Source organism: Bacillus paramycoides (assembly GCF_038971285.1).
In the GTDB taxonomy this organism is placed as follows: domain Bacteria; phylum Bacillota; class Bacilli; order Bacillales; family Bacillaceae_G; genus Bacillus_A.
The window spans coordinates 152,501-172,037 of record NZ_CP152427.1 but is presented as its reverse complement, the minus strand read 5'-3'; the positions used below and the strand labels follow the sequence as shown (position 1 = coordinate 172,037).

12 protein-coding genes, 9 tRNA genes, 3 rRNA genes and 1 pseudogene (1 of these 25 only partly in view) are annotated in these 19,537 nt (G+C 38.9%); 4 read left to right on the top strand and 21 right to left on the bottom strand.

All coding sequences use genetic code 11. From position 1 onward, the window contains the following. Positions 1 to 396: 396 nt before the first annotated feature. The 4 genes from AAG068_RS01000 (at position 397) to AAG068_RS00985 (ending at position 3,985) form a co-directional block, all read left to right on the top strand. The gene (locus tag AAG068_RS01000; RefSeq protein ID WP_342716628.1) at positions 397 to 1,689 is read left to right on the top strand and encodes a DUF5068 domain-containing protein; all 1,293 of its coding nucleotides are present in this window, start codon (positions 397 to 399) and stop codon (positions 1,687 to 1,689) included. A 140-nt stretch (positions 1,690 to 1,829) separates the two neighbouring features. Beyond that, entirely contained in the window at positions 1,830 to 2,321 is a 492-nt protein-coding gene (locus AAG068_RS00995) for an RNA polymerase sigma factor (protein WP_342716627.1), read from the top strand. After that, positions 2,321 to 3,238 carry a sigma factor regulator N-terminal domain-containing protein gene (locus AAG068_RS00990; protein ID WP_342716626.1) on the top strand — a complete coding sequence of 306 codons (918 nt, stop codon included), beginning with the start codon at positions 2,321 to 2,323 and terminating at the stop codon, positions 3,236 to 3,238. Before AAG068_RS00995 ends, AAG068_RS00990 begins: the two co-directional genes overlap by 1 nt. A gap of 240 nt (positions 3,239 to 3,478) precedes the next feature. Beyond that, positions 3,479 to 3,985, top strand: a complete 507-nt coding sequence (locus AAG068_RS00985; protein ID WP_342716625.1) for a DoxX family protein — start codon at positions 3,479 to 3,481, stop codon at positions 3,983 to 3,985. A 72-nt stretch (positions 3,986 to 4,057) separates the two neighbouring features. On the opposite strand, the gene AAG068_RS00980 is transcribed toward AAG068_RS00985, so the two are convergent. From AAG068_RS00980 to AAG068_RS00880, 21 genes and pseudogenes are all read right to left on the bottom strand, one after another. Further along, the gene (locus AAG068_RS00980) at positions 4,058 to 4,624 is read right to left on the bottom strand and encodes a DUF4256 domain-containing protein (RefSeq protein ID WP_342716624.1); all 567 of its coding nucleotides are present in this window, start codon (positions 4,622 to 4,624) and stop codon (positions 4,058 to 4,060) included. Positions 4,625 to 4,727: 103 nt separating this feature from the next. Next, positions 4,728 to 6,576, bottom strand: a pseudogene (locus tag AAG068_RS00975) (S9 family peptidase). A 266-nt stretch (positions 6,577 to 6,842) separates the two neighbouring features. After that, positions 6,843 to 8,645 (bottom strand): glutamine--fructose-6-phosphate transaminase (isomerizing), encoded by a 1,803-nt coding sequence (gene glmS, locus AAG068_RS00970; RefSeq protein ID WP_029439137.1) that lies wholly within the window; start codon positions 8,643 to 8,645, stop codon positions 6,843 to 6,845. Positions 8,646 to 8,657: 12 nt separating this feature from the next. Then, a complete protein-coding gene (locus AAG068_RS00965; RefSeq protein ID WP_342716623.1) occupies positions 8,658 to 8,843 on the bottom strand; it encodes a hypothetical protein in 186 nt (61 codons plus the stop codon). 286 nt (positions 8,844 to 9,129) lie between these two features. Next, positions 9,130 to 10,476 carry a phosphoglucosamine mutase gene (gene glmM / locus AAG068_RS00960; protein ID WP_060629225.1) on the bottom strand — a complete coding sequence of 449 codons (1,347 nt, stop codon included), beginning with the start codon at positions 10,474 to 10,476 and terminating at the stop codon, positions 9,130 to 9,132. Further along, positions 10,469 to 11,950 (bottom strand): CdaR family protein, encoded by a 1,482-nt coding sequence (locus AAG068_RS00955; RefSeq protein WP_342716622.1) that lies wholly within the window; start codon positions 11,948 to 11,950, stop codon positions 10,469 to 10,471. The genes glmM and AAG068_RS00955 overlap by 8 nt, the downstream gene beginning before the upstream one ends. Beyond that, the gene (gene cdaA, locus AAG068_RS00950; RefSeq protein WP_342716621.1) at positions 11,943 to 12,764 is read right to left on the bottom strand and encodes a diadenylate cyclase CdaA; all 822 of its coding nucleotides are present in this window, start codon (positions 12,762 to 12,764) and stop codon (positions 11,943 to 11,945) included. Before cdaA ends, AAG068_RS00955 begins: the two co-directional genes overlap by 8 nt. 248 nt (positions 12,765 to 13,012) lie before the next feature. Continuing rightward, positions 13,013 to 13,906 carry an arginase gene (gene rocF, locus AAG068_RS00945; RefSeq protein ID WP_342716620.1) on the bottom strand — a complete coding sequence of 298 codons (894 nt, stop codon included), beginning with the start codon at positions 13,904 to 13,906 and terminating at the stop codon, positions 13,013 to 13,015. A 209-nt stretch (positions 13,907 to 14,115) separates the two neighbouring features. Beyond that, entirely contained in the window at positions 14,116 to 15,261 is a 1,146-nt protein-coding gene (locus AAG068_RS00940; RefSeq protein ID WP_342716619.1) for a glycerate kinase, read from the bottom strand. Between the two features lie 115 nt (positions 15,262 to 15,376). Beyond that, a tRNA-Ala gene (locus tag AAG068_RS00935) sits at positions 15,377 to 15,449 on the bottom strand. 10 nt (positions 15,450 to 15,459) lie between these two features. Beyond that, positions 15,460 to 15,531: transfer RNA gene (locus AAG068_RS00930), tRNA-Gly, on the bottom strand. Between the two features lie 5 nt (positions 15,532 to 15,536). After that, positions 15,537 to 15,612 (bottom strand) — tRNA-Lys (locus AAG068_RS00925). 5 nt (positions 15,613 to 15,617) lie between these two features. Continuing rightward, a tRNA-Gln gene (locus AAG068_RS00920) sits at positions 15,618 to 15,692 on the bottom strand. 65 nt (positions 15,693 to 15,757) lie between these two features. Continuing rightward, a tRNA-Tyr gene (locus tag AAG068_RS00915) sits at positions 15,758 to 15,841 on the bottom strand. Between the two features lie 17 nt (positions 15,842 to 15,858). After that, positions 15,859 to 15,934: transfer RNA gene (locus AAG068_RS00910), tRNA-Val, on the bottom strand. Positions 15,935 to 15,939: 5 nt separating this feature from the next. Next, positions 15,940 to 16,014, bottom strand: a tRNA-Glu gene (locus tag AAG068_RS00905). Between the two features lie 22 nt (positions 16,015 to 16,036). Next, positions 16,037 to 16,109 (bottom strand) — tRNA-Thr (locus AAG068_RS00900). Between the two features lie 4 nt (positions 16,110 to 16,113). Continuing rightward, positions 16,114 to 16,188, bottom strand: a tRNA-Asn gene (locus AAG068_RS00895). A gap of 9 nt (positions 16,189 to 16,197) precedes the next feature. Further along, positions 16,198 to 16,313 (bottom strand): 5S ribosomal RNA (rrf, locus tag AAG068_RS00890). A gap of 86 nt (positions 16,314 to 16,399) precedes the next feature. After that, positions 16,400 to 19,322: ribosomal RNA gene (locus tag AAG068_RS00885) — 23S ribosomal RNA — on the bottom strand. 146 nt (positions 19,323 to 19,468) lie between these two features. After that, positions 19,469 to 19,537: ribosomal RNA gene (locus tag AAG068_RS00880) — 16S ribosomal RNA — on the bottom strand (it continues 1,483 nt past the right edge of the window). Together the 16S, 23S and 5S rRNA genes with 9 tRNA genes alongside form the textbook arrangement of a ribosomal RNA operon.

Sequence of the window (19,537 nt, the reverse complement as noted above, 5' to 3'; positions counted from 1 at the left end):
AGAGATATAAAATTCCCTACACATTATCCTTACAAAAGGGATGTACAAGCCAAATATGCAGTCCTTGAATGATTTATAGATAGCTAAATAAACTCTCACTTATGAGAGCAAAATTTATGTATCTAGTTTCTAATCATTACAAGCTCATCCACATATTAAGTCCTTGTCCCCTTTCCATATATCTCTATTTCTATCATACCAATATGATGTAATATTTCAAATGATAAAAAAATAAAAGTCGATATTCCATGCCGACATTCTACTAATTTTAATATATTACAATAACTAAATAATTAAAATACTCAGAAAAACACTGGTAAATACTGGCTTACTTTCTTATAATAAAACGTGGGGCTAATGTGAGAGTTTAGTTTTACACAAATAGGGGGAAGAAACATGTCAAAAAAATTACTTTCTTTATTTTCTACAGTAATCGTAGCAGCTCTTGTAATAACTGGCTGTGGTCAAAGCGATACGACAAATAAAGAACAAAAAGAAAATGCAACAAAAGAAAGCAAACCGGATACAACGAAAGAAAGTAAACCTGCTGAAAAAAAATCTGAAGATAAAAAAACTGAGGATAAAAAGACGGAAAATACCGCTACTAGCTCCAGCGATTATTCTAAACTTATTTCCTATATGGAAAAAGAAACAGGCGGGAAAACAAAAGTTCTTTTTGAAAATAAGGAACCACAAGTTTATAAAGCTGAAGATATTTCAGTATCGATGAACAGTTATACATTAGTTGAATTAAATGGATTCCATACGGACTTTAACATTCCATTTAACCGTCAAACAGAGGGCGGAGTCATTCTTGTGAACTATAGCGTAAAAAATAGTTCAGCTAAAGATATTTATTATATGCCAGCATTGGACATATCGTTTACTGGTGCGCAGAAGGTATATAGTAACTATAAAGATTTAATTCCAAAAGAAGATCAGCTACCAACTAAGCTTGCTCCAACGAATGATTACTTAGTAAAAGCAGGAGAAACTATTTCTGGTTATATCGCGTATCCATTCGGAAAAGATGATCTAGCAAAAATTTCAAGTCTCTCAACAGTCTCAGTCACAGTCCCAACTGCACAAGCTAATAAAGGAAAATTCGACGCTCCAATCGGAAGTCCTGGAAGCTTTTCATTAAGTTTAAACAAACAAGGTGCTGAAAAGGTTGCAACAGATAATGCTTTCTACCAAGATAAAGCTACAGCTAATAACATGGGCGATAAAAAAATGTTAAAAGAGAAATCAAGTATTAATAACAGCCAAGAATTAGGCGCTGTTAATGTTACATTAGATGGATATCAATTTACTCAATTCACACCAAATTCCGCCGAAGCACCGCGCTTTGCAAATTTCAAAAACGGTATTGTTCTATTAACGGTGAAATTCAAGCTTGATAACAAAGATACTCAAGATGTTTCACTATCTCCTATAAGCTCTACATTGAGAGTGAATGATGGTACACAATATACGATTAATGAAGGCATGCTACTAAATTACGACTATAACGCTTCAGTCAAAACGGGAACATCTGGAGAGTTACTGCAAGTGTTTATTTTAGATCAAGAGCAGTATGAGAAGATTTGGAAAGACAAAAGCTTTGAGATTGAGTTAGGACCTATGAGAAATAAAGAAGCTAAAGATATTTCACAAGGTAAAAAAGCTAAGTTTACATTACCTAAATAAATTACTAAATATATAATAGAAAAGGCATATAACATATGATTGTTATATGCCTTTTTTATTTGTATCAAGAACAAAACTTTAATTTAAGTGTATACATTTACTATTACCTATTCGTTGTATAAGTGTAGGGAGGAAAAATGATGGGAAAAGAAAATATATTAACCTCCTATCTTATCAATTTAGGAGAGGAAGTGTTCAAACTATTATTAGCGAAAGGGGCTATAAAAGAAGATGCAGAAGACATCATCCAAAATACCTTCTATAAAGTATACACATTGCTAGATAGCTTAACCGAGGATAACATACGTCCATGGTTTTTCAGAGTCGCATTAAATGAATACATTGACTTAAAGAGAAAAAAAGAGCAACAGAACATCTATTTAACTGAAGAGATTTATTCAAAATTACAATATACAGACCGAGAACTGGATGCTGTTTTAAATAAAGATGAGATTTTCTATCTATTAAAAGATATAAAACTAGAATATAAAGAAGCCTTCTTTTTAAAGTATTATTACGATTTTACATATGAAGAAATCGCCCCAATACTAGATATTCAAGTGAACAGTGTTAAACAAAAATTACATCGCGCACGTAAAACCATTCATGCAAAAATAGGAGGAAAACGTTAATGGATACTTCTTTAAAAGGTGCATTAAAAAAAGCTAAAAGGAAACAGTTATTTAAAAACATCATTACTTCTATTATCGTTGTAATCATGCTTATCCCTATCATTTATAAGGTTGGTAATTACTTCGCAGCGAAAGGCTCTATGAGGCTTCACGAACAACTCTTTTTATATAATTCAATTGCAGAACCGAATGTACAAATTGATTCTCAAGTAACGAGTAACTCCTCTATGTTTGGCGGCAATATTACATCAAATCGTTCTAAAAATATTAATGGTTACGTAGTAAAATGGAATACACTGACAAGCCCTTACGATTGGTTTCGCTCTAACATCGATTACAATGAGGTAATACCAGGAACTCATTGGGGGAGGTCTAATACAGAGTCTTATAATTACGATAAACAAACGAAAAATAAAGTTGCTACATTTTATAATCCGGACATCAAGGAATATTACGATGGAGTCAAAAATGAATTAAGTGCAGTTTCCAAAATGGAAAACTATGTTGCGGAAGTCGCCATCTCTTTCGATCAACCATATACATTAAAAGAAATTCAAACAAAAATACCAGATAACTTAAATATCGTATGGCTATATATGGTCTCACCTATTAGAGATGAAAGTAGAGGTCCTGCCGGTATGCCTGTTTACGGATTCAATCCAGACAAGTCCCCTGAAGAAGCATACAAAGAGTTCATTGATTCACTTAACCAATACGATGACGATGGACATGACAAAGATATGCAGAAGTTTTTAAAATCAAACAAGGGCAAACCATTCGATCAAGTGAAAATTTTAGGTGTTATGCTAACAGGAAAAACAGAAAACTTTAAGGTATTAGAAAACCAAGACTTTATTCGCGGTGCTTCTGTAGGGGTTACTGCACAAGTTGTTCCTTATATAAAACCAGAGAAATAATAAGGAACATACATATGAACTTAAAGAACATACATGAACCTGTTTACTAAGGGAGCTATCCGCTACAATAGATAGCTCCTATCCCTCATTTATTGCTTAATTTTCAAAAATAAACTTCACAATATTTTATGTGCAATTTTATAAATAAAAAATCATAAATTTGTTCACATTATATCCATTGTGAATTTTTTCACAATGGATATATAATAAACTTGTAAATACAATATTGGAGGGATTTCAATGGTTATCAATTTTTTAAGAACTGATAAACGTGCTGCTTTCATATTATTATTTTTACGACTTTACATAGGATATACATGGCTCGCTGCTGGGATAGGCAAAGTCTTCGGACAATCCTTTGACGCAAGTGGTTTTCTAAAGGGCGCTATCGCTCAGGCGTCAGGTGCCCACCCTGCCGTACAAAGTTGGTGGGCAGATTTCCTTCAACATTTTGTTCTTCCAAACGCAGATCTATTTAGCTTTTTAGTTCAATGGGGAGAAATTTTAGTAGGTCTAGGTTTGATTTTAGGCGGATTAACAAAAACAGCTGCATTTTTCGGAATCATAATGAATCTTTCATTTTTATTAAGCGGAACTGTTAGTGTAAACCCAAACCTGCTTATTTTGACTATGTTCATTTTAGTTGCAGGACAGAACGCTGGACGTATTGGATTAGATGGTTATGTTTTCCCAAAACCTTTCCGTAAAAACAACCACGGAACATATAAATTAAGTAAAACTGCGTAGTAACGGTTTACTTTTAAACTATAAATAAGAAAAAGAGCCTACATATTAGGCTCTTTTTTGTTTACTCTAAATTTAAACTCTTAACGAGCCACGAAAACCTCTGGCAGCATAATAAGAGTCTGCCCCATTGTGATACACGAAAACGTGTCCGAAGCGATAATCGCAAAATAGAGCACCACCGAGTTCCCGAATATCTGAAGGCGTTTGTACCCAGCTTGATGATTTCATATCGAAATCTCCAAATTGTTGCAACTCTCGATATTGTTCTTCCGTTAATAATTCAATGCCCATAGCAGCTGCTACATCAATAACGTTATTTTCTGGTTTATGTTTTTTTCTTGCCTCTAACGCTTCAAGATCATAACAAAGACTTCTGCGGCCTTTAGGACTCTCCTTTGAACAATCATAGAAAGTATACTCATCCTTCTCTTCATCATAACCAACAACATCCGGCTCGCCGCCAGTTACTTCCATTTCATGAATTGACCATAATTTTTCATTATTAGCAGCTAGCTTTGCTTCAACTTTAGCCCATTCAAGACCTTCATGGCGGTTCATATTTTTCTCAAAACGAGCTTGTAATACTTTTAATAGCTCTTCACGTTGTTCTACAGATAACTCATTTTTATTCGCTGTCATATTAGTCCTCCGAATTATGTTTCCTTATAATCATAATGGCTTGCATGCAGTTTACAACAATCCGACCCAATTGTACACTGAAAAACCCCTATGCGTATATCCATTATATAGTACTAAAATCTCTCATGCTTTCTCCAAGAATATAGTGTGAAAACCACATCAAGTTCTGCTTCATAATAGCTACTCTCATTCCTGGCTGATCCGAACTATATGCCATTCCTTTAAATATAATTAATTCTGTATCAACTTCCATGTCTCTTAATCCTTCATATAGCTCATATGCATTTGTAATTGGAATTCTTACATCCTTTTCTCCATGTTGAATTAACGTAGGCGTACAAGCTGATTTAATATATGTCATTGGTGATGTTTTCTTATATATATCTGGATCATTCCATGGAGTATTTCCTAAATACATTCTAATAAAGTAAGGGATATCTGTATTTACATAATGGGTACTCCAGTTCGTAATTCCACCTCCAACTGAAATGGCTTTAAATCTACTACTAAATGTAGAACAGAAAGCTGATATATATCCTCCGTTACTCCATCCCATAACTCCTACTTTATCTTTATCTACAATCCCTTTTTCAACTAGTGCCTCCACTCCAGATATAACATCATCATAATCAGCAAATCCTTGTTTTCTATAGTTTGCTTTTAAAAATTCATTACCATAACCAGAACTTCCTCTATAGTTTGGTTCTAAAACGATAAAGCCTTTTTCAACAAACTGTTCAATCGGATATTTCTCATTGAAGCAGTCTGAAAATATCGGAAAGGACGCCCAATTCGGACCACCATGGATTACTACTAATAAAGGATATTTTTTATTTGCCTCAAACTCTACTGGGGTTGATAAAACACCCTCTATTTCAAGACCATCACTACTTTGCCATGAGATGATTTCCATCCTTTGTTATAGAGGCATCCATTATAAAGCCATCTACTTTTTCGCTTAACATTTCCACAGTGCCATCTTCAGATAGCAATCCAATACGGTAATTCGTTTTTTCCTGCCATCTCATTAAAATCCCTTTAGCTGTCCACTGTAATGGTATAACCGTACTATCAAAATCTGTTAAAGGGACAATTCGTTCTCCAGTATTCAGATCATATATCTCTAATGTTCTGTCTTCTATATGTGTCTTATAATAATCTTTCTCCTTTATACTTGCTGAATAACATATTTTGCTGCCCTCAGGAGAAAAACAAACACTCCCGCCCAACAACTTATCTATACTCATCTTTTGCAGTTCCCTAGCTTCAACATCTAATATGTATAGATCACCATTCATATGATCGTTTAGGCTTGGTGTAGCCATACATACAACCTTTTTCCCATCATTTGAAATATCAAAGTTATGTATATAAAAATCCTTACCGTCCGTTAGTTGATAAACACCGTTAATCTCGCGTTCCTCTTTATCATTTTGTATCACCTTTTCTATCTCAATGTAGTATAAACAATTATCCCGATGTTCCTTACCTACATGGTGGAAATCTCCATATCGTTCCTTACGTTTCTTTATTTCCGCACATTCTTTCGACTGTGCAACATAATAAAAACCTTTACCCGTGGGATCCCATTTAAATGTACTAATCCCTTCTTCCTCATCAGTCATTTGAACCTCACTACAACCATCTATTGATTTAACAAAGATCTGATTTGTATTAGCCCCTTCACCACCCGGACTAAGGTATGCAATAGTCTTAGAATCTGGAGACCATAATGGATGCGTACTATCTATACCTCCAGTTGTTAGTGGATAACTCTGCCCTTTATCTTTCTCATATATCCATACATGACTTCTATACGTATTGCCTTCCCAGTTAGCACTCTTCTTAACAAATGCTACATTTTTGCCGTCATCGCTTATATTCGTACTTGATAAGGTTGGTAATGAAATAATCTCTTCTATACTTAAATATGTTTTTGCCTTCACTTTCATTAATAAGCCCCCTTGTAATGACCATGAATCTATCGCCTCTTCTCTTCGTGATAAAGAAAATTGTTCACGCATACTTAAAATAATAACGGAAAATTCAGATAAACAAAAGCGAACCTGATAAAGTAAAACTTTAATTAATAGGATGCTGTCTACTTATCAATTTTAGGTGTTCTTTTTTTGGCATAAAAATACCCCTTTAGATACGTTATCTAAAGGGGTACAAATTCATAAATTTATTTTAAAGCTTTTATTAACCTACTAATCTCCTACTCAACCGTTACAGACTTAGCTAAGTTACGTGGCTTATCAACATCACACTCACGGTGAAGTGCTGCGTAGTATGAGATAAGTTGTAATGGAATAACTGCTACTAGCGGTGCTAGTGCTTCGTGTACAGCTGGTAACACGAAGCTGTCACCTTCCATTTCTAAACCTTTCATTGAGATGATACATGGGTTAGCTCCGCGTGCTACTACTTCTTTCACGTTACCACGAATTCCAAGGTTTACGTGCTCTTGTGTAGCAAGTGCGATAACTGGTGTACCATTTTCGATTAAAGCGATTGTACCGTGTTTTAACTCTCCTCCAGCAAATCCTTCTGCTTGGATGTAAGAAATTTCTTTTAGCTTTAACGCACCTTCTAATCCTACGTAGAAGTCTACGCTACGTCCGATGAAGAAACAGTTGCGCGTTGTTGCTAAAAATTGTTTTGCTAATGCGTCCATTTCTTCTTTTTGATCACAAAGTTGTACCATTGCATTCGCTACAAGTCCTAATTCGTGTGTTAAATCGAAATCAAGAACTTCGCCCTTCGCTTTAGCGATATCCGCTGCTAAAATTGAAAGTACCGCAAGCTGTGCTGTGTAAGCTTTCGTTGATGCAACTGCGATTTCCGGCCCCGCGTATAACGGAAGTGTATAATCAGCTTCACGAGAAAGCGTAGAACCAGGTACGTTTGTAATTGTTAATGCTTTATGACCCATTTCATTTGTTTGTACAAGTACTGCACGGCTATCAGCTGTTTCACCACTTTGTGAAATGTAAATGAAGAATGGTCTTTCTGTTAATAATGGCATGTTATAAGAGAATTCACTTGCTACATGCACTTCAACTGGCATTTTTGCAAATTTCTCGATAAATTGTTTTCCAACAAGACCTGCATGATAACTTGTTCCACATGCAATGATGTAAATACGATCGCTATCTAAAATTGCATTACGAATGTCTTGATCTAATTCAATCTCGCCATTTTCATCTTGATACTTTTGAATTATATTACGGATTACAAGTGGTTGCTCATCGATTTCTTTAAGCATGAAATGAGGGTATGTTCCTTTTTCAATATCACTTGCGTCTAATTCCGCTGTAAACGGTGCACGTTCAATCGTTTCACCCTGTAAGTTTTTAATTGTAATACTTTCTTTCGTTACAATTACAATTTCTTTATCCATTAATTCAATAAATTGATCTGTAACTTGTAACATCGCCATAGCGTCGCTCGCCACAACATTAAAGTTGTCACCAACACCTACTAATAGCGGGCTTTTGTTTTTAGCAACATAAATCATGTTTGGATTTTCAGCATCAAGTAATCCGATTGCATAAGAACCATGTAAAAGAGATAGCGTATTACGGAACGCTTCTTCTACACTTAATCCTGTGCTCACTTGTTGTTCCATAAGCTGTACGATAACCTCTGTATCTGTTTCACTTACGAACGTTACATCTTGTAAATATTCCTTTTTCACTAATTCATAGTTTTCAATTACACCGTTATGAACTAATGTAAAGCGTTTTGATGTACTTTGATGCGGATGCGCGTTTACTTTGCTTGGAACACCATGTGTAGCCCAGCGTGTGTGACCGATTCCCACGCTTGCTGCTACGTTCTCATCTACGATTTCGCGAAGTTTTGCAATACGACCTTTTTCCTTGTATACAACAACACCGTTCTCTGCTTGTACTGCAATACCTGCTGAATCATATCCACGATATTCTAGCTTTTCTAAACCTTTTAATAAAATTTCCTTTGCATCTTGCTCTCCAATAAATCCTACGATTCCACACATGTTTAGTCGCCGTTACAAATGCTTACACTGCTCTGCGAACATGTAACGACATAGTCTGATACCATTTTTATTTATACTAAAAAACGGATTACATATTGCTAGCCCTGTAAGCTTGTAACGGCTTTCACCTTCCTCTCGATTGGGTTTAAGTCCGTATATACTTATACAGCTAGTTTGTATCCGTTCCTTTTCTCTCATCACACTTTCACCTTTGTCCACTAAGTCACCTTAATGATTTAAGTAAAAGCTTGCGGTTGTGATGAACAACCGGGAGTCATCCGCCGAAATCTCGATAAACCCCACCTCGTCAACTACACTGCTTGTAGTTCTGGCGCTTTTATAATTTACAATATTTCCTTTGAGAAAAAGAACAAGACCATCTTATAACAAACTTGGATAAATCGTCAATGAAATTTTTTTCATTATCTATAAAACATATGAAAAAGGAGCACTTCTTGTGCTCCTTTTCAATAAATTTATCGAATTATTCAGCGCCAACTTCAGCTTTTACAACTTCTACAATGCGATGTACATATGCGTCACAAACTTCTTGTGTTGGTGCTTCTGCCATTACACGAATAAGTGGCTCTGTTCCAGATGGACGGACAAGAATGCGGCCATCACCGTTCATTTCTTCCTCTACAACACGAATAATTTCTTTAATTTTTTCATTTTCTAATGCTAGTTTTTTATCCGTTACACGAACGTTTACTAGTAATTGTGGGAATTTTGTCATTTCTCCTGCAAGCTCAGATAATGGTTTTTTCGTCATTTTCATGATGTTTACAAGTTGAAGTGCACTTAACATTCCATCACCAGTTGTAATGTAATCAAGTAAGATAATGTGACCTGATTGTTCTCCGCCCAGGTTATATCCACCACGCTTCATCTCTTCCATTACATAGCGATCACCAACTGCTGTTTTATCACTTGTAATACCGTTAGCTTCAAGTGCTTTATAGAACCCTAAGTTACTCATAACTGTTGAAACAACTGTATTGTGCTTTAGTTGACCAGTTTCTTTCATGTACTTTGCACAAATAAACATAATTTGATCGCCATCAACGATGTTTCCTTTTTCATCTACAGCGATTAAGCGGTCACCATCACCATCAAAAGCAAGACCGATATCAGCACCTTTTTCTTTTACTAATTTAGCTAATACTTCTGGATGTGTAGAACCTACTCCATCGTTAATGTTCATACCGTTTGGTGAAGTTCCCATTGTTGAAATATCAGCTTCTAAATCAGCAAATAAGTACGGAGCTAAAGAAGATGTAGCACCGTGCGCACAATCTAAAGCGATATGTAAACCAGAGAAATCTTCCTCTACCGTTTGTTTAATGTATTGTAAATACTTTTGTCCACCTTCAAAATAATCACTCACTTGTCCAAGGTTAGTACCTGTTGGACGTGGTAATTCATCAACTTCTTTATCTAATAAAGCTTCGATTTCTGCTTCTTGCTCATCTGTTAATTTAAAACCGTCTGAACCGAAGAATTTAATTCCGTTATCTTGTACTGGATTATGAGATGCAGAAATCATAACACCTGCTTGTGCATCTAACGCTTTTGTTAAATAAGCAACACCTGGTGTAGAAATAACACCAAGACGCATTACTTCTGCTCCAGTTGATAATAGACCTGCTACTAAAGCTCCTTCTAACATATGTCCTGATATACGTGTATCACGGCCGATAATTACTTTTGGGCGATCTGTATCTTTTGTTAATACATAACCACCAAAACGTCCAATTTTGAACGCTAATTCAGGTGTTAGTTCCTGGTTCGCAACCCCGCGTACTCCATCTGTACCAAAATATTTACCCATTATGATTCGCTCCTTTTTCTGGCTCTTTTTGATTATCTACTGTTGGCTCTTGATTAGTTTCTTTTTCTTTTTCATTATTTTGTTCCTGTTCCTTTTCTTGGTCAGGCTTAGGCTTAGGTTCAGGCTCAGGATTTTTTGGTTTTTCAGTTTGATTATCTTGGTTATTATTTGAATCTGGTTTTTCAACATTACCTTGTACTTCTTTATCTGGATTTTCTTTCTTCACAATTGTGACTCTAGCACTTTTTTGTTTCGGCTCTATTGAAATATTACCAGGGCCGCTCACTTGAATAGAAACATCCTTCGTCCCCGGAGATACATTTTGCAGATTAATCGCAGCTGTTATTTGAGCAGCTGTTATTTTATCTACTATACTTGTTTCTCCTGAAATTTCAACGCTTATCTTCCCATCTTGCGGCGAAAGTAGCTGAGCAGTAACATCTTTAGAAAGTCCATTTTTTTGAATAGATATACCATCAATTGTTCTTGTTTTCGTTTGTTTTGTTTTTTGCACGCCTACTGAAACCTTCACTTGATTCGGTTTCGCACTTGTTACACCTTTTGGCAATAAAACAGAGGTATCGAATGTTGTAGACTCTGTCAATTGACTAAGATCTACTTCGACCCCCTCTATCGATTGTATATTATCCAATACATCTTTTGGACCTGCTATCGTTACTTCTCGCGGCTCAACGCTAATATTTGTAACGGCCAATCCTTCTGGCAAACTCCCCTTTTTTGTATACGTTATAGGAACAGTTTTTTCCGTATTATTGGCCGTAACTTGCGTCGCCACATTTAACGTTACACTAATTTTAGATGGACTCGTTCTTACATTTAAACGTTTTCCTTCTTTATTGTATAATGTAACTTCAGCTGTTTTGGTAACAGTTTTATTAACACCTTTTAAATCAATATACGCCTTAGCAGATGAAATACTTTCAATTTCTTCTTTCGTTCCAACTACCTCAACCGTATCAGGTTTAATATTTGATTTTTCAAGAGTAGCACCCGCTGGCATTTGATCCTCATTTGATAATTTTAAATCTACATGAACATATTTTCTCGCTTTTTCATGAAGAGTAATTTTAATTGTGGACGGCTGAACTGTTCCTTTCACATCATCTGGAAGCCCGTTCGTTTTCAAAGAAACTTCATACGTTCCTTTTTCGCTATCTCTCAAATCAACTGGTATATCAAATTGTTTCTTCGCCTTTGCTGTAGCAACTGCTGCTTTTGGGCCCTCTAACTTCACTTTGACGCCCTCTGCCGGAATACCGCTTACAATATATTTCTCTTCATCATACTTAAGGTTAATAGCATAATTAGTTAATGTTTCTTTCGCATCATTTGCAAAAGGTAGTATCCCTGATGTCGTATTTTTTTCAGTTAAAGTCGCTGACATAAAAAGCATACACGCCAATAGTAGTGAGATCCCCTTTAGAAACCAATGATTCTCCATTAACTTATCCATGACGCTTTCTCCTCCAATTCCATAAAGACGAAGAAGTCGTTTTTTCGTTCGAACTAAATTCAGCTAACAACATATCTTTCAGTTGTTCTGTCTTCAAATCACGATGTAACTTACCATTTTTCGTTAAGGAAATTTGGCCTGTTTCTTCCGACACAACTACTGTAATACTATCAGTAACTTCACTAACTCCCATTGCAGCGCGATGTCTAGTTCCTAACTCCTTAGAGATAAATGGACTCTCCGATAACGGAAGATAACAAGCTGCTGCTTTAATGGTGCTTCCTTGCATAATTACTGCTCCATCGTGAAGAGGTGTATTTGGAATGAAAATATTAATGAGTAATTCCGATGATACGTTTGCATTTAGCGGAATACCCGTTTCCACATAATCACCCATACCAGTCTCTTTTGACAAAGTAATTAATGCACCAATTCTACGTTTTCCCATATATTCCGTCGCTTTCGCTATCGCTGTTGCAACGATTTCAGGTTCATCATCCTCATGAGTTCCAGTGCGCGAAAATAAACTCCCACGTCCTAGCTGCTCAAGTGCTCTTCGCAATTCTGGCTGAAAAATAATAATAACGGCTAAAAATCCCCACGTTAATACTTGCTCAGTCAGCCAATATAACGTTCGCAATTCAAGGAAAATACTGATCATCCGAACGACAATAATAACTGTAATCCCTTTTAAAAGTTGAACAGCTTTCGTCCCTCGGATTATGAGAATTAGCTTATATATAATAAACCATACAACGGCAATATCTAATGCCGTACTAAGATATTTCAAAATGGTCGTATCTTCAAAAGGCATGCTAACCCTTCCTCCTACTTACGAGCAATTCTATCCATATATTGAAATATTGTTTTATGCTCTATCTGTATGTATTTCCAACAACTAGTTAATTATACCATACATGAAACAAACAACAATTACAAACAACCTCCTTTAATCTAAATTGGTAAGATGTCAAACATTCTTATCGTACAGTATAATATAAATCATTATTATACGCCTATTTTCAAATAAAAAAAGCAACTTCTCAGTTGCTTTTCTTACATTTATTTTAGTTTTTCACCGAATAAAGAACCCATTAAAGCAACCGCTGTTGTTGCTGTTCTATTTCGCTCATCTAAAATCGTATTTACCTCAACAAACTCAGCAGATGTAACAATATCAGCTTCCGCTAACATTTCCATTGCTAAGTGGCTTTCACGATAAGATAAACCACCAATTACAGGTGTTCCAACTCCTGGTGCATCGTGAGGATCAAGGCCATCTAAATCTAATGATAAATGTACACCATCAGTATGAGATAAATACGCGATTGTTTCTTCCATAACGGCCGTCATACCCATACGATCAATCTCGTGCATTGAGAATACTTTAATGCCTTCATTACGAATAAAGTCTTTTTCTCCTTCATCTAGTGCACGTGCACCGATAATTACAACGTTCTCTTTTTTCACCTTTGGATATGCCCCGTATAAATCTACAAGTGAAGGATGTCCATACCCTAAACTTGCAGCAAGTGACATACCATGAATATTTCCAGATGGTGAAGTTTCCTCTGTATTTAAATCACCATGTGCATCATACCAAATAACACCTAAGTTTTTATAATGTTTTGCAACACCAGCTAATGTACCAATAGCAATACTATGGTCGCCACCTAATACAAGTGGAAAACGTCCTTCTTCTATAATATGATCCACCTTACTTGCTAATTCGTTACATACAGTTGCAACTTGTGTAAGGTTTCTTAAGCTTGTATTTACATCTATTTCTTTTTCTCTCTCTATACATATATCTCCCATATCTTTAACGTCATATCCAATTCCTTCGATTCTTTCAATTACACCTGCATAACGGATTGCGCTCGGCCCCATATCAACTCCACGACGCATTTGTCCTAAGTCCATTGGAACTCCAATAACTGAGATTTCTTTTTTCATAGATAGTATCCCCCTTTTGTGCCTTCACTAAATATTTTAAATCTTTTATATAGTCTGACTCAACTCGACATTTTTCTGTATGGATATACAAATTATTCACTTATATTTGCTTTAAAATCCAAATGTTAAGACTATTCTATGTATAAAGTTAACTTAATGAAATAACTACCATCATTATTATTAAATAATAATAAAAAACACTCCTACATTTAGAAGTGTTTTTCTGATGCTATTTTCCACACTAATGCAATATTCTTTGCTGTCATTTCAACATTCTCTTCTGCTACTTTATATGCCTCTTCTAATGTCATCGGACTCGCTGTAATACTAAATACTGCATCAATTCCTTTTCCATGGACAGCCGGATAATTAGGAGATACAGATCCTCCAATAGCGATAACAGGAATATAAAAACGCTTTGCACGCTCCGCAACACCTACAGGGGCCTTTCCATATGCTGTTTGTTCATCTATTCTACCTTCACCAGTTATAATTAAATCTGCTCCTTCTATATGCTTATCAAAATTTGTATAATCTAATACAATTTCAATTCCTCTCCGCAAGTTTCCCTTTAACACTGCAATAACAGCTGCTCCCATTCCTCCTGCAGCTCCTGCACCAGACATTTGAGATACGTCACAAGATAAGAATTGTTTAAAAATATGCGCATAATGCTTTAAATTCTCATCCAGCTCTTTCATCATCTCTGCATCCGCACCCTTTTGCCGTCCAAATACGAAAGATGCTCCTCTTATTCCAACTAACGGATTATCTACATCACATGCTGCTTCTATCTTTATATGCGCTAAACGGGAATCCATTTGGGAAAAATCAATAGCGACAATCGAATGTAACGTCCCTCCAGATGGATCTATGACTTCCCCTTCTCCATCTATAAACCTGACTCCTAAAGCCGACAACATACCCGCTCCACCATCATTTGTAGCACTTCCTCCAAGTCCTAAAATAATGTGCTCAGCTCCTTCGTCTAGTGCATGTAGTATAAGTTCTCCTGTTCCTTTCGTCGTTGTAATAAGTGGGTTTCGTTTTTCTACCGGAACATGTTGTAATCCTGATGCTGCTGCCATTTCAATAAACGCTGTCTTTTTATCTTTAGACATACCATAAAAGGCTTGTACGCTCTCTCTAAGCGGCCCTGTCACACGAAGTGATATAATACTTCCTCCTGTAGCATCAACAAGGGAATCAACCGTTCCTTCCCCTCCATCTCCAATCGGTATCTTTACATATTCTGCATTAGGGAAAATTGTCCCAAAACCTCTTTCTATAGCTTCACATACTTCTATAGCTTTTAAGCTTTCTTTATATGAATCAGATGCAATAACAACTTTCACAATTATCCCCTACCCTTTACTTTTACGTTTTCTTCATTTTAAACGACAAGTATGAAGGTTGTCTTTTCAAACACAAAAAAAGCTTACATCATATGATGTAAGCTTTTCTATTAGATGGAGCCTAGCGGGATCGAACCGCTGACCTCCTGCGTGCAAGGCAGGCGCTCTCCCAGCTGAGCTAAGGCCCCTTAGTAATTAAGCGGAAGACGGGATTCGAACCCGCGACCCCAACCTTGGCAAGGTTGTATTCTACCACTGAACTACTTCCGCGAAAATGGTGAGCCATGAAGGACTCGAACCTTCGACCCTCTGATTAAAAGTCAGATGCTCTACCAACTGAGCTAATGGCTCGTAAATGGCTGGGCTAGCTGGATTCGAACCAGCGCATGACGGAGTCAAAGTCCGTTGCCTTACCGCTTGGCTATAGCCCATTAATATTTACTAGTATGGTTATCTTTTCAAAAAAATAAACCCTCTCAGGTTATTTTAAAGAAAATGGTGGAGGGGGGCAGATTCGAACTGCCGAACCCGAAGGAGCGGATTTACAGTCCGCCGCGTTTAGCCACTTCGCTACCCCTCCGACATTTAAAATATATATGGTGGAGGATGACGGGATCGAACCGCCGACCCCCTGCTTGTAAGGCAGGTGCTCTCCCAGCTGAGCTAATCCTCCAAAAGTGGTGACCCGTACGGGATTCGAACCCGTGTTACCGCCGTGAAAGGGCGGTGTCTTAACCACTTGACCAACGGGCCAAAAATTGTAAAAATCTTCCCAAGCTTCCAACCGGGCTTGAACCGGTGACCTCTTCCTTACCATGGAAGTGCTCTACCAGCTGAGCTATGGAAGCATAATGGCTCCGCAGGTAGGACTCGAACCTACGACCGATCGGTTAACAGCCGATAGCTCTACCACTGAGCTACTGCGGAATAATATTAGCCTGGCAACGTCCTACTCTCACAGGGACAAGGTCCCAACTACCATCGGCGCTAGAGAACTTAACTTCCGTGTTCGGTATGGGAACGGGTGTGACCTCTCTGCCATCATTACCAGACTTTTATCATTATAAACATTTCTTTCGAAATGTCAAGAAGAAAATTATATATTCCTTCAAAACTAGATAACATTGCTTCATATTATATGGTTAAGTCCTCGATCTATTAGTATTCGTCAGCTCCACATGTCACCATGCTTCCACCTCGAACCTATCAACCTGATCATCTTTCAGGGATCTTACTAGCTTACGCTATGGGAAATCTCATCTTGAGGGGGGCTTCATGCTTAGATGCTTTCAGCACTTATCCCTTCCGCACATAGCTACCCAGCTATGCCCTTGGCAGAACAACTGGTACACCAGCGGTGCGTCCATCCCGGTCCTCTCGTACTAAGGACAGCTCCTCTCAAATTTCCTACGCCCACGACGGATAGGGACCGAACTGTCTCACGACGTTCTGAACCCAGCTCGCGTACCGCTTTAATGGGCGAACAGCCCAACCCTTGGGACCGACTACAGCCCCAGGATGCGATGAGCCGACATCGAGGTGCCAAACCTCCCCGTCGATGTGGACTCTTGGGGGAGATAAGCCTGTTATCCCCGGGGTAGCTTTTATCCGTTGAGCGATGGCCCTTCCATGCGGAACCACCGGATCACTAAGCCCGACTTTCGTCCCTGCTCGACTTGTAGGTCTCGCAGTCAAGCTCCCTTATGCCTTTGCACTCTACGAATGATTTCCAACCATTCTGAGGGAACCTTTGGGCGCCTCCGTTACACTTTAGGAGGCGACCGCCCCAGTCAAACTGCCCACCTGACACTGTCTCCCGGGTCGATAAGACCCGTAGGTTAGAATTTCAATACAGTCAGGGCGGTATCCCACCAGCGCCTCCACCGAAGCTAGCGCTCCGGTTTCAAAGGCTCCCGCCTATCCTGTACAAACTGTACCAAAATTCAATATCAGGCTACAGTAAAGCTCCACGGGGTCTTTCCGTCCTGTCGCGGGTAACCTGCATCTTCACAGGTACTATAATTTCACCGAGTCTCTGGTTGAGACAGTGCCCAAATCGTTACACCTTTCGTGCGGGTCGGAACTTACCCGACAAGGAATTTCGCTACCTTAGGACCGTTATAGTTACGGCCGCCGTTTACTGGGGCTTCAGTTCAGAGCTTCGCTTACGCTAACCCCTCTCCTTAACCTTCCAGCACCGGGCAGGTGTCACCCCCTATACTTCGCCTTACGGCTTCGCAGAGAGCTGTGTTTTTGCTAAACAGTCGCTTGGGCCTATTCACTGCGGCTTTCCGTTAAGAAAGCACCCCTTCTCCCGAAGTTACGGGGTCATTTTGCCGAGTTCCTTAACCAGAGTTCTCTCGCACACCTTAGGATTCTCTCCTCGCCTACCTGTGTCGGTTTGCGGTACAGGCACCTTTTATCTCGCTAGAAGCTTTTCTTGGCAGCGGGGAATCAAAGACTTCGCTCCATAAGGAGCTTCCCCATCACAGCTCAGCCTTCACGATAAGCGGATTTTCCTACTTATCAGCCTAACTGCTTGGACGTGCACAACCAATCGCACGCTTCTTCTATCCTTCTGCGTCCCTCCATTGCTCAAACGATAAAGAGGTGGTACAGGAATATCAACCTGTTGTCCATCGCCTACGCCTGTCGGCCTCGGCTTAGGTCCTGACTAACCCTGAGCGGACGAGCCTTCCTCAGGAAACCTTAGGCATTCGGTGGACGGGATTCTCACCCGTCTTTCGCTACTCATACCGGCATTCTCACTTCTAAGCACTCCACCAGTCCTTACGGTCTGACTTCACTGTCCTTAGAACGCTCCCCTACCACTGATACCATTCGGTATCAATCCGCAGCTTCGGTGGTGTATTTAGCCCCGGTACATTTTCGGCGCAGAGTCACTCGACTAGTGAGCTATTACGCACTCTTTAAATGGTGGCTGCTTCTAAGCCAACATCCTAGTTGTCTAAGCAACTCCACATCCTTTTCCACTTAATACACACTTTGGGACCTTAGCTGGCGGTCTGGGCTGTTTCCCTTTTGACTACGGATCTTATCACTCGCAGTCTGACTCCTAAGGATAAGTCATTGGCATTCGGAGTTTGACTGAATTCGGTAATCCGATGAGGACCCCTAGTCCAATCAGTGCTCTACCTCCAAGACTCTTACACTTAAGGCTAGCCCTAAAGCTATTTCGGGGAGAACCAGCTATCTCCAGGTTCGATTGGAATTTCTCCGCTACCCACACCTCATCCCCGCACTTTTCAACGTGCGTGGGTTCGGGCCTCCATTCAGTGTTACCTGAACTTCACCCTGGACATGGGTAGATCACCTGGTTTCGGGTCTACGACCACGTACTAAACGCCCTATTCAGACTCGCTTTCGCTGCGGCTCCGCCTCTTCAGCTTAACCTCGCACGGGATCGTAACTCGCCGGTTCATTCTACAAAAGGCACGCCATCACCCGTTAACGGGCTCTGACTATTTGTAGGCACACGGTTTCAGGATCTCTTTCACTCCCCTTCCGGGGTGCTTTTCACCTTTCCCTCACGGTACTGGTTCACTATCGATCACTAGGGAGTATTTAGCCTTGGGAGATGGTCCTCCCAGATTCCGACGGAATTTCACGTGTTCCGCCGTACTCAGGATACATTCAAGAGAGAACGAAGTTTCGACTACGGGGTTGTTACCCTCTACGACGGACCTTTCCAGGTCGCTTCGTCTACCTCGTTCCTTTGTAACTCCGTATAGAATGTCCTACAACCCCAAGAGGCAAGCCTCTTGGTTTGGGCTATGTTCCGTTTCGCTCGCCGCTACTCAGGAAATCGCATTTGCTTTCTCTTCCTCCAGGTACTTAGATGTTTCAGTTCCCTGGGTCTGTCTTCCTTACCCTATGTATTCAGATAAGGATACCATACCATTACGTATGGTGGGTTTCCCCATTCGGAAATCTTCGGATCAAAGCTTACTTACAGCTCCCCGAAGCATATCGGCGTTAGTCCCGTCCTTCATCGACTCCTAGTGTCAAGGCATCCACCGTGCGCCCTTTCTAACTTAACCAAAATAAAAATTAAAAAATATGAGCTACACTGTTATCTAGTTTTCAAAGAACATACATTTATATATGAGAGATAGTTCTCTCAAAACTGAACAAAACGAAACACGGAAACTTATATTGATGAACAGCGTTCATCAATTCTCCATAGAAAGGAGGTGATCCAGCCGCACCTTCCGATACGGCTACCTTGTTACGACTTCACCCCAATCATCTGTCC